Source organism: Gordonibacter sp. RACS_AR49, from assembly GCF_030418435.1.
GTDB lineage: Bacteria > Actinomycetota > Coriobacteriia > Coriobacteriales > Eggerthellaceae > Gordonibacter > Gordonibacter urolithinfaciens.
On record NZ_JAIUDM010000008.1, the window covers coordinates 1 to 16,444 of the forward strand.

The window sequence follows — 16,444 nt, forward strand, 5'->3', positions numbered from 1 at the left end:
GCGGCCGCGGTGCGCGCCGCGGTGGAGGCGCGGCCCCGGGTGCTCGGCGCGCTCGCGGCGCTGGCGACGGCGACGATGGTCGTGCTGCTCGCGTGGTTCCTCGTGTTCTCGGGGTTGAACGGGCCGGTGCAGTTCGTGTACAGCAGCTTCTGATGGCGCGCGACGACGACAGGCGGGCGTGCGCGCCGTGCGCGGGACGGGTTGCGCGGGCGTTTGCCGCGGCGGCGCTCGCGCTGGCGTGCGCGCTGCCGCTGGCATCGTGCGGGGCCGAGGCGGATACGGCGGATGACGAGGGCTTCGCCGCCGAAACGGCGGCGACGGCGGACGAGGGCCCAGCCGACGACGAGGAGGGGCCCGAGGACGCGGACGGCGCCGCGCCCGCAGGGCTCGAGCCGACGGGGGAGGACCTCGCCGCGCGCCTGGACGCCTACCTGTCCGCGAACTTCCCGCAGGTGGGCATGCCCGGGGCGGCGGTCGCCGTGGTCGACGCCGACGGCGTGCGCTACCTCGCCACGCTCGGCGACTGCCCCGGCGCCGACGCGCCGTTCGTCGTGGGCTCGCTCAGCAAGTCGTTCGCGGCCGTGGCCGTCATGCAGCTGGTCGAGCAGGGGGCGGTGGACCTCGACGCCCCCGCCGCCCGCTACGCGCAGGGCTACGACGTGCCCGACGAGGTGACGGTGCGCAGCCTGCTCAACCAGACGAGCGGGTTCGGCTCCCACGATTCGCTCTCGGAGGCCGCCGACGGGCAGCTGGGCGACACGTTCGGCTCGTTCTCGTACGCGAATGCGAACTACGACCTGCTCGGGCGCGTCGTCGAGGGCGCGTCGGGCGAGCCGTACGCGCGCTACCTCGACGAGCACGTGCTGGGCCCGCTCGGGATGACCGCTTCGACGGCCGATCCCGTTCGCGCCGAGGCGCTCGGCATGGCGCCGGGGCACCGCGACTGGTTCGGCCTCCATCTGGCCGACGGGTTCCGGCACGCGCAGGGCGACGACGCATGGGGCGGCCCCGCGTCGGGCTACGTGGCGTCCAGCGTGCGGGACATGGCCGGCTACCTGCGCATGTACCTGAACGGCGGCGCGGCCGACGGCGATGGGCGCGTGCTGTCGCCCGACAGCGTGCGGCGCATGTTCCTCGACCGCGTGCCCGATCCGGAGGGCGACACGTACTACGGCATGGGGTGGACGTCGTTCTACTGGGATGACGGCGAGCTCGTGCTGTCCCACGACGGCCAGGTGGAGAACTACGTGGCCAGCATGTGCCTGCTGCCCGAGCGCGGCATCGGCGTGGTGGTGCTGGCGGACGCCAACGACAACGCCGGCGGCAACAGCCGATTCTTCGACCTGGTCAGCGGCGTGGTGACTGCGGCGGTGGGCGGAGTGCCCGCGCCGGTTGACGCGCAGTGGACCGCGCTGTGGCGCCAGCGCACCGACGTGCTGTACGCGTGCGCGGCGCTGGCCTGCGCCGCCCCGCTGCTGCTGGTACGCCGCTGGCCGCGGAGGCTGGCCTCGGCGCCGCGCCGCCGCCTGCTCGCGCAGGGGCTCGCGCTGCACGCGGCGCTGCCCGCCGTCCTCCTCGCGCTGCCGCTCGCACGGGGCGTGCCCTGGCGCGACCTGCTCGCGTTCGCCCCCGACGCGGCGCTCGTGCTCGTCCTGTGCGCCGCGCTGCTCGTCGTCGCGGGGGCGGCGAAGCTCGCATGCGCCGCGCTGGCGCGAAACGCTGCGCCGCCCGCGAACTTGCGGTAAGATAGCTCCTTCACCGATGGGATCGCAGCGCAGGCTCTCGCCATGCGCACGGCGGGAAGGGATGTCGTGGAGATACTGGTCGTCATGGTTGCAGGGGTGCTCGTGGGGGCGACGGTGTTCCCCGCGCGGCTCAAAGGGCTGAACGAGAAGCTGACGCTCGCGGCCACCGGGCTGCTCATCTTCTCGATGGGCGTGCTGCTGGCCGGGCGCGACTCGTTTCTGGAGGAGCTCGGCACCGTGGGGTGGGCCAGCGTCCTGTTCTGCCTCGTGCCGGTGGCGTTCTCGACGATCGCCGTGTACGCGCTGACGAGCCTGTTCATGTCCGACATCGCCCGCCGCCCGGCCGGCCCGCGCGTGGCCGCCGCGCAGGACGGCTCCGAGGGCGGGGCGGGCGCGCGCGGCGAGGCCGCGATGATCGGCGTGGCGGTGGGCGCGCTCGCGCTCGGCGCGGTGTACGGGCTGGCGGGCGTGCCGATCGCGCCGATCGACTTCGTGGCCGGCCATTCCGAAGCCGTCCTCTACGCGCTCATGTTCTTCGTGGGCATCAGCGTGGGCGGCAGCCGCGGCCTGCTGGGCAAGCTGCGCCAGTACCACGTGCGCGTGCTCATCGTCCCGGCGGGGATCGTGATCGGCTCGGTGCTGGGAGGCCTCGCGTGCGCGCCGCTTGCGGGCATGTCGCTGCCCACGGGCGCGGCCGTGGCGTCGGGCCTGGGGTGGTACAGCCTCGCGGGCGTCATGATGACCGACATCGCCGGCGCCCAGGTGGGCAGCATCACGTTTCTGGCGAACCTGCTGCGCGAGCTCGTGTCGTTCTTCAGCATCCCCTGGATCGCGAAGCACCTCAACTACCCCACGTGCATCGCGCCCGCCGGCGCCACGAGCGAGGACACCACGCTGCCCATGCTCATCCGCTGCACGAACGGCGAGACCGTGGTGCTCTCGGTGCTCAACGGCGTTATCTGCTCCGCGCTGGTCCCCGTGCTGATCGAGGCGTTCCATCAATTTATGTAGGAACATCTGTGCGTTTTCTGGTACACTGATCGTATGGAACAAATGATCGAAAAACCAGGGGACTTCCCAGCGGGCGACGGGGGAGGCGGCAGGCCGCCTTTGAACGCGGCCCAGCGCGAGGCCGTCGAGGCGACTGAGGGGTACGTGCGCGTGATCGCCGGCGCCGGCACGGGCAAGACGCGGGCGTTCACCGAGCGCTTCGCCTACCTGGTGAACGAGTTGGGCATCATGCCGGGCACCATCCTGTGCGCCACGTTCACGAACAAGGCGGCCAGCGAGATGCGCCGCCGCATTCGACGGCTGATCGGCGACAGCGACACGGGCTACATCAACACGTTCCACGGCTTCTGCGTGTCGGTGCTGCAGGAGGACTGCCACGCCGTCCAGTACCCGAAGAGCTTCCTCGTGCTGGACAACGCCGACGTGGACGCCATGCTGCAGGTCGTCTACGAGGAGCGCGGGCTCACGCTGCGCGACATGACGTTCTCGAAGGCGCGCGACATGATCGAGATCGTGAAGCTGAAGGAGCGCCCGGACTACTACCGCGACATGCTGGCCCTGCCGCTCGAGGGCCTGCGGCAGAAGTACCTCGATGCGACCGCCGCGAAGGACGTCATCTTCTACGGCTACCTCTACCAGGAGAAGAAGTGCTTCGGGCTGGACTACAACGACCTCATCGTGTTCGTGCTGCACCTCTTCGAGCAGAACCCCGACATCCGGTCGAAGTGGCAGAAGCGGCTCGAGTACATTATGGTCGACGAGTTCCAGGACATCGACGGCCTGCAGCACGAGCTCATGGAGGTGCTCGCCGGCTACCACAAGAACCTGTTCGTGGTGGGCGACCCCGACCAGACCATCTACACCTGGCGCGGCGCGGACGTGCGCTACCTGCTGGACTTCGACCGCGCGTTCCCGGGCACGCGCACCATCATGATGCTGGAGAACTACCGGTCGGCGCCGCGCGTGGTGGCCGTCGCGAACTCGCTGATCGAGAAGAACCGCGAGCGCATGCCGAAGAGGCTCGTCGCCGCGCGCGCGGCCCATGGGCCCACGGTGTGGCATCACGCCAAGAGCTCGGCCGACGAGGCCGCGTGGATCGCCCAGGGCGCTCTCGCGCTGCACGGCGAGGGCGTGGCGTACCGCGACATGGCGGTGCTCTACCGCGCCCATTACGCGTCGCGGCCGGTGGAGGAGGCGCTGCTGCGCGCCGAGGTGCCCCACGCGGTGTACAGCGGCGTGCCGTTCTTCGGCCGGCGCGAGATCAAGGACGCGCTGTCGTACCTGCGGCTCGTCGCCTACCAGGACGACCTGGACTTCGCGCGCGTGGCGAACGTCCCCAAGCGCAACCTGGGCCAGCGGCGCATGGCCTTCCTGCGCGAGAAGGCCGACGAATGGGGATGCAGCCTCATCGAAGCGCTCGCGCGCTCGGCGGACGACGAGCTGTTCAAGCGCACGAAGGCGCGGCAGCTCCTGCAGCTGGTCGATCGCTTCCGCTCGTCGTACGAGGGGCGTCCCGTGTCCGAGGTGCTGGCGGCCGTGCTGTCGGAAAGCGGCTACGAGGGCATGCTGCGCACCGAGGGCGGCCAGGAGCGGCTCGACAACCTGGCCGAGCTGAAGCAGTCCATCTACGAGTTCGAGTCGACATGCGGGGAAGAGGTGACCCTCGAGCACTACCTGGCGCACGTGGCCCTGCTCACGAACGCCGACGCGATGGACGATGCGCAGGACAAGGTGCGGCTCATGACCGTCCATGCGGCGAAGGGCCTCGAGTTCGCGCACGTGTTCCTCTGCTCCATGAGCGAGGGCGTGCTCCCGTCGCGCAAGACGAGCACGCCGCAGGGCATGGAGGAGGAGCGCCGGCTGGCGTTCGTGGCCATGACGCGGGCGCGCGACGGGCTGTACCTCACCGAGGCGGAGGGGCGCTCGCACGAGGGCGCGCCGCGCTACCCGTCGCGCTTCCTGCTGGACATCGACCCGGCGGCGCTCGAGTTCTCGAACAAGCCCGACGAGCGGCGGATCGAGGACGCGCGCGCCGCCTACGCGCTGACCGACCGCTGGATCGCCGACCTCGTCCGCGACGCGCGTTTCTCCCCGGGCGACCGCGTGGCCCACGCGGTGTTCGGCGTCGGGCGCGTGGCGGCCGTCGACACCGAGAAGCGCGCCTACGAGGTGGAGTTCGACGACATGGACACGTCCCGCACCATCTCGTTCAAGGCCAAGCTGGAAGAAGCCTGACGGTCCTGCGCGCCTCGCCCCGTCCGCGTTGCGCAGTCTGCGCCCGCGTCCCGTTCGCGCCCGTATTCCGCGTGGCTCGTGCGCCCGCATCTGCGCCACAAACACCTGCTTTCCGCGCCTCGAGCGTCCGTTGCAGGTTGTTTCACGTGAAACATTTGTTCTGACCCTCTCCTTATCGTGCAGGGCCGCGGACAACCACCCCGGCCCCCTGCGCGCGGCGGCGCCGATCCGGCAAGTGCCCACGTGAAACGTCGCCGAGGCGGGCGAGGGCCGCCCTGCAACCCCGCGCGGCGCCTGTCGGCATCGGGGCAGCGCGCGGAAACCCCCGTTCGTGGTATATTTCGACGGGAAATGATCATCGGCTCGGGAGCCGGTCGGCGACTCGAAGCCGCACGCCCCGCCGACCTGGGGCGATGCCGAAGAGGCGGTTTCGCCGCGGCGCTTTCGGCCCGGGCCGGGCTTCCCGATGATCATTTCCCGTCGAAATCTGCCACGAAACACGGTTTCGCGCGCGCTGGACGGTCGGGGAGGGCCCGAACGGCGTCCGCCCTGTGCACGACGAGCAGCGTCTGCCCCGAGCACCCTTCCTCTCGCGTTTCCGGCGGGGGCTCGGGTGGCGGATCGCCCGTCGTCGGGGGGGGGGGTTCCTTTTGCATTCCGCGTGGAGCAGAGCGTGCCCAGGGGAACGCTTGTGCGGTTTGCTATACTGGCGGTATGGACGAACTCAACGAAACCAACAACGGAGCCGCCTCGTTTGACGTGGACGACGGCCTCGGGCCTGCCGACGCGGGCGGGTTCGAGCGCCTGGATCCCGAGCCCGCGCTCGATCCCGAGGACGCCGAGCGCCTCGAGCGCGAGGGCCGCCGCCGGCCCTCGCTCAACCGCGCCGTGCGCGAGCGCGGGGATGGCTCCGCCGACGATGCGCTCGCCGCCAAGCTCGAGCGCATCAAGCGCGAGCTCGACAGCGTGCCCACGCTTCCGGGCGTGTACCTGTGGAAGGACAAGTCCGGCCAGGTCATCTACGTGGGCAAGGCGAAGCAGCTGCGCGCCCGCATGCGCCAGTACGTGAACTACCAGGACGAGCGCGCGAAGATCCCGCTTCTAGTCGACCAGATCGACAGCTTCGACTACCTCGTGGTGGAGAACGAGCACGAGTCGCTCGTGCTGGAAAAGAACCTCATCAACCAGCATGCCCCGTTCTTCAACGCCGACTTCAAGGACGACAAGTCCTACCCCTTCATCGCGCTCACGAAGGGCGACGTCTTTCCCGCCATCAAGTACACGCGCGAGAAGCACCGCCCCGACACCAAGTACTTCGGCCCCTACACCGACAGCCGCGCCGCCCGCGACATGGTGGACATCGCCCGCCGTGTCGTGCCGCTGTGCGCCACGTCGTGCGCCGATTGGCGCGGGCTCAAGCGCCGCCTCGACAAGGACCCGCTCGCCCTGCTCGACCGCGACGCGCGCCCGTGCTTCGACGCGCATGTGGGCCTCGGCCCCGGCGCGTGCTGCGGCGGCATCACGCCCGAGGAGTACCGGGTCAACGTCAAGCGCATCGAGCGCTTCCTTGCGGGCCAGCACCGCGAGTTCGTCGACGAGCTGACCGAGGAGATGCAGGCCGCCGCCGCCGAGCTCGACTTCGAGCGCGCCGCGCGCATCAAGGCCCGCATCGACACGATCAACAGCCTCACCGACAGGCAGCACGCGGTGTCCACGCGCAACCTCGACGCCGACGTCGTGGGCCTGTTCCGCGAGGAGACGGTGGCGGGCGTGCACGTGTTCATGGTGCGCGAGGGACGCATCATCAACTCCAACGAGTTCGTGCTGAACCGCGGCAAGGACGTGCCCGACCAGGACCTGCTGCACATGTTCCTCCTGCGCTACTACGACGCCACCACCTCCATCCCGCACGAGGTCATCCTGCGCGACGAGCCCGAGGACACCGAGGCCATGGAGGCATGGCTCACGGAGAAACTGGCCAGCCCCCATGGCGCCAAGGTGCGCATCTGCGCTCCGCAGAAGGGCGAGAAGGCCGAGCTCGTTGGCATGGCCGAGACGAACGCGAAGCACACGCTCATGCGCTACAAGGTGCGCACGAACTACGACGACAAGCGCATCAACAACGCGCTTCTGCAGCTGGAAAGCGCGCTCGCCCTCGACGAGCCGCCCATGCGCATCGAGTGCTTCGACATCTCCACCATCCACGGCTCCTACACGGTGGCCTCGATGGTGGTGTTCACGAACGGCAAGCCCGACAAGAACCAGTACCGTCGCTTCAAGATCAAGACGCCGCTCGACGAGGCGAACGACTTCCTGTCCATGCAGGAGGTCATGAGCCGCCGCTATGCGCCCGAGCGCATGGCCGACGAGCGCTTCGGCAGCAAGCCCGACCTCATCATCCTCGACGGCGGCAAGCCGCAGCTGTCCGCGGCGCTCGAGATGTTCGACCGGATGGGCATCGACGACATCGCGATGTGCGGCCTGGCCAAGCGCGACGAGGAGCTGTTCGTGCCGTGGCAGGACACGGGCCCCGTCGTGCTGCCCAGCGGCTCGGCATCGCTCTACCTCGTGAAGCAGGTGCGCGACGAGGCGCACCGCTTCGCCATCACGTTCCACCGGGAGCTCCGCGGCAAGGGCATGACGGCCTCCATCTTGGACGACGTGGTCGGCATGGGCCCCGTGCGCAAGAAGGCGCTGCTCAAGCACTTCAAGTCGTTCAGGAACCTGAAGGCCGCCACGCTCGAGGAGATCAAGGGGGCGCGCGTCGTGCCAAACGAGGTGGCCGAGGAGCTCTATCGCGTGCTGCAGCAGTATAATAGGGATCGCAAGGACGAGCGCGTCGTGGGCGGCGGAGTCGGGAGGGCGGAGGGCCCTGGCACATCCGAGGCCGTAGGCGGCTCGGCAGCCGAGGCCGCGTGCGGCCCGGACGCCTCCGACGCGCTCGACGAGCGTGCGGCCGCCTGCCCGCCCGCGGGCACGGGGCCAGCCGCCACGTGGTCGCCCGCCGTGGACGAGGCGGTGCGCGCGGCCGTGCAGGGCAGGGAGCCCGGCAGGGAAGGAAACGAGGGAAGGACGATCGCATGACCGACGAGAACACCGAGCTGGCGAGCATGCCCGAACTGGTCATCGTGAGCGGCATGAGCGGCGCCGGGCGCACCGAGGCCATGCACTCGTTCGAGGATCTGGGCTACTTCTGCGTGGACAACCTGCCCTCCAGCCTCATCGGCAATCTGCTCGAGCTCACCGGCATGCCGGGCCAGCCCGACGAGCACCGCCGCCTGGCCGTGGTGTGCGACGCGCGCAACCGCGACTTCTTCGCCAACCTCACGGCCGAGCTGGCGAAGCTCAAGGCCCAGGGCATCGGCTACCGCATCCTGTTCCTGGATGCGGCCGACGAGAAGCTCGTCGCACGCTACAAGTCCAGCCGCCGCCGGCACCCGCTGTGCGCCGACGGCGCCTCCATCGCGCAGGGCATCGACCGCGAGCGCGACCTCCTGTTCGAGGTGCGCGAGGCGGCTCACCACGTGGTGGACACCACCGACATGCTGCCGGCGCAGCTGCGCGCGACCATCCGCGCGCTGTTCGCACCCGGCTCCGAGCAGCAGGGACTTGCCGTGACGGTGTACTCGTTCGGGTTCAAGCACGGCGCGCCGCTCGACGCCGACCTCGTCATGGACGTGCGCTTCCTGCCGAACCCCTACTACGAGCCGCAGCTGCGCGCGCTCACGGGCCTCGACAAGCCGGTGCGCGACTACGTGCTCTACCGACCGGAGACCGAGGAGTTCGAGCAGCGCTGGCGCGGCCTGCTGGATTGCGTCATGCCCGGCTACGTGGCCGAGGGCAAGCAGCAGCTCGCCATCGCCGTGGGCTGCACGGGCGGCCAGCACCGCTCCGTGGCGCTGGCGGAGTCCACGGGCGACTACCTGAAGACGAAGGGCTACCGGGTGAGCATCGCCCATCGCGACCTGGCGCTCGCCGAGGGCGCCGACGGCCGCCTCGCAGCGGACCCGCAGGCGGCGGCCCCCGGCCCCGACCCGGCGGCCGCCCCGCAGCCGCCAGCCCCGGCCCCCGACGGCCCCGTGGCCGCCCCGCAGGCGTAGGGCGCCCCCATGGCGAAGCCCGCGTTCACCCACGACCCCTCGGCCACCGCCGCCTTCGCGGCGCTCGGCTCCACGCCTCCCGTGGTCGGGCCCGGCGAGCACCTGCGCGCCGTGGTCATCGGCGGTGGCACCGGCGCCCCCGTGTCCATCCGCACGCTCCTGTCCATGGGCCTGGACACGGCCGCCGTCGTGGCGATGGCCGACGACGGCGGCTCCACCGGCGTGCTGCGCGAGGAGGCGAACGTCACGCCCCCCGGCGACGTGCGCAAGTGCCTGGCCGCCATGGCGGCCGATCCCGCCGACCCGCTCACGCGCGCGTTCAAGTACCGCTTCCCGTTCGCGGGCAACCACACGCTGGGAAACCTCATGCTCTCCGCGCTCGAGGACGCGGCCGGGTCGTTCCCGGAGGCCATTGCCATATGCGAGCGGCTGCTGGGCGCCCAGGGCCGCGTGTACCCCTCCACGCTCGACCGCGTGACGCTCGTGGCGCGCACGCGCGACGGCCGCGAGCTGGAGGGCCAGGCCGTCGCCTGCCATTCGCGCACGGCGCTCGAGCGCGTGACGCTGCGCGCCGACCGCTCCATCGAGGCCTACCCGCCCGCCCTCGAGGCCATCCGGAAGGCCGACCTCATCGTGCTGGGCCCCGGGTCGCTCTTCACGTCCATCATTCCGAACCTGCTGGTGCCGGGCGTGGTCGACGCCATACGCGTATCCCAGGCGAGCACGCTCTTCGTGTGCTCGCTCGCCGACATGCAGGGCGAGACCTGGGGCCTCACGGCCCGCGAGCACGTTGAGGCGCTCATGGACCACGGCCTGCGCGGACTCGTTGACTACCTGCTGGTGCACACGCCGGTGCCGCTGCGCCCCGACAGCCCGGCCGCCGGCGTGTTCGGCGCCATGACCGGCGCCGAACCCGAGCACGCCTCCACGTCGGGCCTCGACGATGCGGAGCTCTCGGGCCGTATCCGCCCGGTGAGGATCAGCTACCATGACGTGCAGGCCATCCAGGCCCAGGGACCGGTGGTCATCGCGCGCAACCTCGTGGACAGCGGCAGCCCCACGTGGCATGACCCGCAGGCCCTGCGCGACGCGTTCTCGGGGGTGTTGAAGCTATGTCGTTCACGGCAGAGGTAAAGGACGAGCTCGCGCGCGTGCCGCCCACCTGCTCGCACTGCGAGAAAGCCACGCTGGCGGCGCTCGTGCGCATCGAGGGCACGCTGTTCTTCAGCGGGCAGGGAACCTACCGCATCGAGATAGCCACGGACGTGCCCAGCGTGGCGCGCCTCATCATTAAGCTGCTCCACGAGCTGTACCACCTGAAGACCGAGCTCACCGTGCGCCGCAGCGTGCTGCACAAGACGCCGAACTACCTTATAGAGGTGCCGGCACAGCCCCATCTGGCCGATGCGTTGCGCGACATGGGCGTGCTCTCGGAGGAGGGCGGCCTGGAGCTGGGCATCAAGGAGAGCCTCGTGGCGAAGGAGTGCTGCACGGCGGCCTACCTGCGCGGCGCTTTCCTCGGGAGCGGCTTCGTTTCCGACCCGCGCGGCGACTTCCACTTCGAGGTCACCGTGGAGAGCGGGGACCTGGCCGAGGGGCTCGTGGATCTGCTCGACCGCAAGGGCATCAACGCGCGCGTCATGCAGCGGCGCAGCTCGCACATGGTGTACTTGAAGAGCGGTGCCGCCATCCTCGAGTTCCTCGCGTTCACCGGCGCGCACCAGAGCGCGCTGTCCATGGAGAACGCGCGGGTCATCAAGAGCGTGCGCAACGACGTGAACCGCATGACGAACGCCGAGATCGCGAACCAGGCGAAGGCGGCCAGCGCCTCGGTGGACCAGATCTACGCCATCAGGGAGGTGCTGGAGGCGCACGGCATGGAGAACCTGCCCCCGGCGCTGCAGGAGTTCATACGCCTGCGCGTGACCTATCCCGACGCCACCCTCAAGGAGCTGGGCGAGCGCGCGACCCCGCCCCTGTCCAAATCGGCCGTTTACCATCGCGTTCGCCGGATCGAGCAGATGGCGAAAGAGTTACACCGCTAGAATGGTTTGCGTACGTGTTGTATCATCGTCTCAGCTTCAGCGAGCAAGAGTATCTTATGAAAGGGGATACGCATGGCAATCAAAGTAGGCATTAACGGATTCGGTCGCATCGGCCGCCTGGCGTTCCGCGCGATGGTGAACGATCCCGAGATCGAGGTCGTGGCAGTAAACGACCTCGGCGACATTCCGACGATGGCCCACCTGCTCAAGTACGATTCCATCCACGGGCGCGCCTTCGACACGGTCGAGGTCACCGAGGACGGCTTCGTGGCCGACGGCCATGCGGTCAAGGTGCTCTCCGAGCGCGAGCCGGCGAACCTGCCCTGGGGCGAGCTGGGCGTCGACGTCGTCGTGGAGTCCACGGGCTTCTTCACCGACGGCACGAAGGCCAAGGCGCACCTCGACGCGGGCGCCAAGAAGGTCGTCATCTCCGCGCCGGCCAAGAACGAGGACATCACCATCGTCATGGGCGTGAACGACGACCAGTACGATCCCGAGAAGCACAACATCATCTCGAACGCCTCGTGCACGACGAACTGCCTGGCTCCCTTCGCGAAGGTGCTCATGGACAACTTCGGCATCAAGCGCGGCTACATGAACACCATCCACTCCTACACGAACGACCAGAAGATCCTCGACCTTCCCCACAAGGACCTGCGTCGCGCCCGCGCGGCCGCCATGTCGATGATCCCCACCACCACGGGCGCCGCCCGCGCGGTGTCGCTCGTGCTGCCCGAGCTCAAGGGCAAGCTCGACGGCTTCGCCACCCGCGTTCCCACGCCGGACGGCTCGATGGTCGACCTCACGGTTGAGCTTGAGCGTGACGCCACCGCCGAGGAGATCAACGCCGCGATGAAGGCCGCCGCCGAAGGCCCGCTCAAGGGTATCCTGGAGTACACCGAGGACCCGATCGTCTCCATCGACATCGTGGACAACCCGCACTCCTCCATCTTCGACAGCAAGCTCACCATGGTGCTGGGCGGCGAGGGCAACTTCGTCAAATGCATCTCCTGGTACGACAACGAGTGGGGCTACTCGAACAGGGTTAAAGATCTGGTGAAGATTTTGCTCTAACGAGCAAAATCTTTGTCGACGCTGCGGGGCGCTGGGGCACCCGATCTTCGCACGATGCCGCGGACTCGCGTACCCAAGTACGCATCGCCCGCGCCATCCCGCGAATCTCGGGCACCGCAGCGCCCCTCGCTGTCTTACTACGCCAACCTGTGCGCCTGTTTTCACGCTTCGCGCGAATTGGACGCGCTTCGCAGAAGGAGGGCCCTATGGCCGATATCAAAACCATCGACGAGCTGGACGCCGCCGGGAAGCGCGCGCTCGTGCGCGTCGACTTCAACGTGCCGGTGAAGGACGGCGCCGTCGCCGACGACACGCGCATCCGCGCCGCGCTGCCCACCATCGAGAAGCTCGTTGCGCAGGGCGCGCGCGTCGTGCTCATGAGCCATCTCGGCCGCCCGGCGGGCGAGGGCTTCGAGGAGGCGTTCACGCTGCGCCCCGCCGCGCAGAAGCTCTCCGAGCTCTTGGGCAAGCCCGTCGTGTTCGCAACCGACACGGTGGGCGACGACGCGCGCGCGAAGGCCGCGTCTCTGCGCGACGGCGACGTGCTCGTGCTGGAGAACCTGCGCTTCGACAAGCGCGAGAAGAAGAACGACCCCGCGTTCTGCGAGGAGCTGGCCGCGCTCGGCGACGTGTACGTCAACGACGCGTTCGGCACCGCGCACCGCGCCCATGCCTCCACGGCCGGCGTCGCGGCGTTGCTGCCGGCGTACGCGGGCTACCTCATGCAGCGCGAGGTGTCCACGCTCTCGGGCATGCTCGAGGCGCCCCGCCGTCCGTTCGCGGCCATCCTCGGCGGCTCGAAGGTGTCCGACAAGATCAAGGTCATCGATGCGCTCATGGACACCTGCGACACGCTCATCATCGGCGGCGGGATGTGCTTCACGTTCCTGCTGGCCCAGGGCAAGCAGGTGGGCACGTCGCTCAAGGAAGATGACTGGGTGGAGCGCGCGGCTGCCATGATCGAGAAGGCCGAGGCGCGCGGCGTGAAGCTGCTGCTGCCCGTGGACGTCGTCGTCGCCGACCGGTTCGCGGAAGATGCCGAGACGCTCACGGTTTCGGTCGACGACATCCCCGGTGATATGATGGGCCTCGATATCGGGCCCGAGACGGCGAAGCTCTACGCCGACGCCGTGGCAGAGGCCCAGACCGTGTTCTGGAACGGCCCCATGGGCGTGTTCGAGATGCAGCCGTTCGAGGCCGGCACGAAGGCCGTGGCCGAGGCCGTGGCCGCCAACGCCGACGCGGACACCGTCATCGGCGGCGGCGACAGCGTGGCCGCCGTCAACAAGTTCGACCTGGCCGACAAGATGACGTTCATCTCCACCGGCGGCGGCGCCTCCATGGAGCTCGTGCAGGGCGAGGCGCTTCCCGGCGTCGAGGCGCTGCGGTAGGACCCGTTCCATGCGGCCCCTGCGACGCGGACGGGTCGCACAACACTCGAAGGAAAGGATACCCCAATGGCACGCAAACCCATGATGGCGGGCAACTGGAAGATGAACAACACGGTGGGCGAGGCGGTGGTGCTCACGCAGGAGATCTCGAACCAGTACGAGAAGGAGTGGCCTGAGTCGGTCGACATCGTCATCTGCCCGCCCTACGTGGACCTCAAGCCGGCCAAGACCGTGCTCGACTTCGACAAGACGAAGATCGCCGTGGGCGCGCAGAACGTGTACTGGGAGCCGAAGGGCGCCTACACCGGCGAGATCTCGGTGCCCATGATCAAGGAGATCGGCTGCGCGTGCTCCATCGTGGGCCACTCCGAGCGCCGCGAGCTGTTCGGCGAGACGAACGAGGACGTGAACCGCAAGGTGAAGGCGCTCGTCGAGGGCGGCCTGTACGCCATCGTGTGCGTGGGCGAGTCGCTGGCCGTGCGCGACGAGGGCACGACCGACGAGTACGTCACCGCCCAGGTGCGCGCCGCCTTCGCCGGCGTGGATGCGAGCGATGCAGCAGGCTGCGTCGTGGCCTACGAGCCCATCTGGGCCATCGGCACGGGCCGGACGGCCACGCCCGAGCAGGCCGAGGCCGTGTGCGCCGCCATCCGCGCGACGCTCGCCGAGCTCTTCGGTGGCGAGGCGGCCGAGGAGATGCGCGTGCTGTACGGCGGCTCCATGAACCCCGGCAACGTGGAGGGCCTGCTGGCCCAGCCGAACATCGACGGCGGCCTTATCGGCGGAGCCAGCCTCAAGTGCGAGTCGTTCGTGCAGTTGATCGAGGCGTGCCTGTGATGGAGCGCGCCGACCTCGCCCTGCCCGCCTGCCTCATCATCATGGACGGGTTCGGCTTGGCCGAGCCCGGCCCCGGCAACGCCATCTCGCAGGCGCGCACGCCGAACCTCGACGCGCTGTTCGCAGAGCGTCCGTGGACGCGCCTCGAGGCCTCGGGCGAGGCCGTGGGCCTTCCCGAGGGACAGATGGGCAACTCGGAGGTGGGGCACCTCAACATCGGCGCGGGGCGCGTGGTGTTCCAGGAGCTCACGCGCATCAACCGCGCCTGCGCCGACGGCTCGCTGGCGGCGAACCCCGTGCTGAACGACGCGTTCGCCGCGGCGCGCGAGCCGGGCGCGGCGCTGCACCTCATGGGGCTCGTGTCCGACGGCGGCGTCCATTCCTCCAACGAGCATCTCTACGCGCTCGCGCGCGCCGCGAAGGAGGCCGGGGTCGGGCATATCGCGGTGCATTGCTTCATGGACGGCCGCGACGTGCCGCCGAAGAGCGGTGCGGGCTACCTGGAGGAGCTCGAGGCCGTGCTGGCCGAGCTGACCGACGACGCGTGCGCCGCCGAGATAGCCAGCATCTCGGGGCGCTACTTCGCCATGGACCGCGACAACCGCTGGGAGCGTGTCGAGCAGGCGTGGCGCGCCATCGTGGCTGCCGATCCGTGCACGGACGCAGCGCCGGCCGAGGTCATGGCGGCCTCCTACGCCGAGGGCGTCACCGACGAGTTCGTCGTGCCCACGGCGCTCTCCGGGCGCGGGGTGCAGGACGGCGACGCCGTCGTGTTCTTCAACTTCCGGCCCGACCGTGCCCGCGAGATCACGCGCGCGCTGGTGGACCCGGCGTTCGAGGGCTTCGGGCGCAGCCGGTTCCCGCAGGTGAGCTTCGTGTGCCTGACCGAGTACGACCCGGAGATCCCCGCGCCGGTGGCCTGCCCCAAGGAGTTCCCCGGCAACGTGCTGGCCGACGTGCTGGCGGCGGCGGGCCTGCGCCAGTACCACATAGCCGAGACCGAGAAGTACGCCCACGTGACGTTCTTCCTGAACGGCGGCCGCGAGGAGCCGAAGACGGGGGAGGAGCGCGCGCTCATCCCCAGCCCCAAGGTGGCCACCTACGACCTCAAGCCCGAGATGAGCGAGCCGGACGTGGCCGCCACGCTGGCCGCCGCCATCGACGCCGACGAGGCCGACGTCTACCTCGTGAACTTCGCGAACTGCGACATGGTGGGCCACACCGGCGTCATCCCGGCCGCGGTGGCCGCCGTCGAGGCGGTGGACGCGGGCGTGGGCGAGGTGCTCGCCGCGCTTGAGCGCAAGGGCGGCGTGGCGCTGATCACGGCCGACCACGGCAACGCCGACAAGATGCTCGGCGAGGACGGCTCGCCGTTCACGGCGCACACCACGGCTCCCGTGCCGCTCGTGCTCGCGGACTTCGCCGGAACCGGCCGCACCCTCGACGGCCGCGAAGGTGCGCTCTGCGACATCGCGCCGACGCTGCTCGAGCTCATGGGCTTGCCGAAGCCCGCCGAGATGACGGGCAGGAGCCTGCTCGCGTAACCCGGCATGATCGGCCGACCACGAGAGGCGTTGCGGCCCGAGCCGCGGCGCCTCTCTTCTTGGTCGCGGGCGGCCCTGTGCCCATCGGGCTGTAGCGTAAAAAGCCCCCTTATGCCAAAAAAGGAGCGGTTTGGCAATCGTGGGAAGTGGTTCGCCGCCTGTCTTTCCCAAATCGTCCGGGAAAGGCCAGGTCGCGTCTTGCGACTTGGCCGGCGAGGGCGGCCTCCCTTGCCAAACCGACTCATTTTTGGCAGGGGAGGCCCGAAATGGCGACAAGGGGGCTGCACGTAACAGGGCTTCGTCGTGCACGGCGGGGTTCTGCCAGGCACGACAGAGTACCGTCGTGCCTGGCAGAGTACCGTCGTGCACGACAGGGTTCTTCTGCGTACGGCAGGGTCCCTCCAGACGCGGCAGGCGGAGCCGGCCGTCCGAAACCAAGGTACGGCCGGCTCCGAACCAAAG

The 16,444-nt window shown here is 69.5% G+C and carries 11 protein-coding genes; all 11 read left to right on the forward strand.

The genetic code is table 11. The annotated features are described in order from the left end of the window. The first annotated feature begins 152 nt into the window (after positions 1 to 152). The 11 genes from LB310_RS12025 to gpmI all read left to right on the forward strand — a co-directional run bounded on the left by LB310_RS12025 (position 153) and on the right by gpmI (position 15,982). Positions 153 to 1,745, forward strand: coding sequence for a serine hydrolase (locus LB310_RS12025; RefSeq protein ID WP_157009663.1), 1,593 nt, complete (start codon positions 153 to 155; stop codon positions 1,743 to 1,745). Positions 1,746 to 1,811: 66 nt separating this feature from the next. Next, entirely contained in the window at positions 1,812 to 2,756 is a 945-nt protein-coding gene (locus tag LB310_RS12030) for a lysine exporter LysO family protein (protein ID WP_087191593.1), read from the forward strand. Positions 2,757 to 2,798: 42 nt separating this feature from the next. Beyond that, positions 2,799 to 4,991, forward strand: a complete 2,193-nt coding sequence (locus LB310_RS12035; RefSeq protein WP_301155104.1) for an ATP-dependent helicase — start codon at positions 2,799 to 2,801, stop codon at positions 4,989 to 4,991. Between the two features lie 714 nt (positions 4,992 to 5,705). Continuing rightward, on the forward strand, positions 5,706 to 8,075 hold the full coding sequence (uvrC, locus tag LB310_RS12040) for an excinuclease ABC subunit UvrC (RefSeq protein ID WP_238991250.1): 2,370 nt from the start codon (positions 5,706 to 5,708) through the stop codon (positions 8,073 to 8,075). Next, the gene (gene rapZ / locus LB310_RS12045) at positions 8,072 to 9,091 is read left to right on the forward strand and encodes an RNase adapter RapZ (protein ID WP_096228477.1); all 1,020 of its coding nucleotides are present in this window, start codon (positions 8,072 to 8,074) and stop codon (positions 9,089 to 9,091) included. The genes uvrC and rapZ overlap by 4 nt, the downstream gene beginning before the upstream one ends. 9 nt (positions 9,092 to 9,100) lie before the next feature. Beyond that, entirely contained in the window at positions 9,101 to 10,225 is a 1,125-nt protein-coding gene (yvcK, locus tag LB310_RS12050) for a gluconeogenesis factor YvcK family protein (protein WP_087192127.1), read from the forward strand. Further along, positions 10,204 to 11,136 (forward strand): DNA-binding protein WhiA, encoded by a 933-nt coding sequence (gene whiA / locus LB310_RS12055; protein WP_087192128.1) that lies wholly within the window; start codon positions 10,204 to 10,206, stop codon positions 11,134 to 11,136. Before yvcK ends, whiA begins: the two co-directional genes overlap by 22 nt. 72 nt (positions 11,137 to 11,208) lie before the next feature. Beyond that, positions 11,209 to 12,210: a type I glyceraldehyde-3-phosphate dehydrogenase gene (gene gap / locus LB310_RS12060; protein WP_087192129.1), complete on the forward strand. Its 1,002-nt coding sequence runs from the start codon at positions 11,209 to 11,211 to the stop codon at positions 12,208 to 12,210. Between the two features lie 206 nt (positions 12,211 to 12,416). Beyond that, positions 12,417 to 13,601 (forward strand): phosphoglycerate kinase, encoded by a 1,185-nt coding sequence (pgk, locus tag LB310_RS12065; protein WP_087192130.1) that lies wholly within the window; start codon positions 12,417 to 12,419, stop codon positions 13,599 to 13,601. A gap of 66 nt (positions 13,602 to 13,667) precedes the next feature. Beyond that, positions 13,668 to 14,438: a triose-phosphate isomerase gene (gene tpiA / locus LB310_RS12070; RefSeq protein WP_087192131.1), complete on the forward strand. Its 771-nt coding sequence runs from the start codon at positions 13,668 to 13,670 to the stop codon at positions 14,436 to 14,438. Continuing rightward, positions 14,438 to 15,982, forward strand: coding sequence for a 2,3-bisphosphoglycerate-independent phosphoglycerate mutase (gpmI, locus tag LB310_RS12075; protein WP_087192132.1), 1,545 nt, complete (start codon positions 14,438 to 14,440; stop codon positions 15,980 to 15,982). The genes tpiA and gpmI overlap by 1 nt, the downstream gene beginning before the upstream one ends. Positions 15,983 to 16,444 lie beyond the last annotated feature (462 nt).

What these genes read in the sequence shown, in the direction of transcription:
- rapZ (WP_096228477.1), top strand. Translation starts at nt 8,072, where the DNA reads ATGACCGACGAGAACACCGAGCTGGCGAGCATGCCCGAACTGGTCATC.
- pgk (WP_087192130.1), top strand. Translation starts at nt 12,417, where the DNA reads ATGGCCGATATCAAAACCATCGACGAGCTGGACGCCGCCGGGAAGCGC.
- tpiA (WP_087192131.1), top strand. Translation starts at nt 13,668, where the DNA reads ATGGCACGCAAACCCATGATGGCGGGCAACTGGAAGATGAACAACACG.
- LB310_RS12035 (WP_301155104.1), top strand. Translation starts at nt 2,799, where the DNA reads ATGATCGAAAAACCAGGGGACTTCCCAGCGGGCGACGGGGGAGGCGGC.
- gpmI (WP_087192132.1), top strand. Translation starts at nt 14,438, where the DNA reads ATGGAGCGCGCCGACCTCGCCCTGCCCGCCTGCCTCATCATCATGGAC.
- whiA (WP_087192128.1), top strand. Translation starts at nt 10,204, where the DNA reads ATGTCGTTCACGGCAGAGGTAAAGGACGAGCTCGCGCGCGTGCCGCCC.
- yvcK (WP_087192127.1), top strand. Translation starts at nt 9,101, where the DNA reads ATGGCGAAGCCCGCGTTCACCCACGACCCCTCGGCCACCGCCGCCTTC.
- gap (WP_087192129.1), top strand. Translation starts at nt 11,209, where the DNA reads ATGGCAATCAAAGTAGGCATTAACGGATTCGGTCGCATCGGCCGCCTG.
- uvrC (WP_238991250.1), top strand. Translation starts at nt 5,706, where the DNA reads ATGGACGAACTCAACGAAACCAACAACGGAGCCGCCTCGTTTGACGTG.
- LB310_RS12025 (WP_157009663.1), top strand. Translation starts at nt 153, where the DNA reads ATGGCGCGCGACGACGACAGGCGGGCGTGCGCGCCGTGCGCGGGACGG.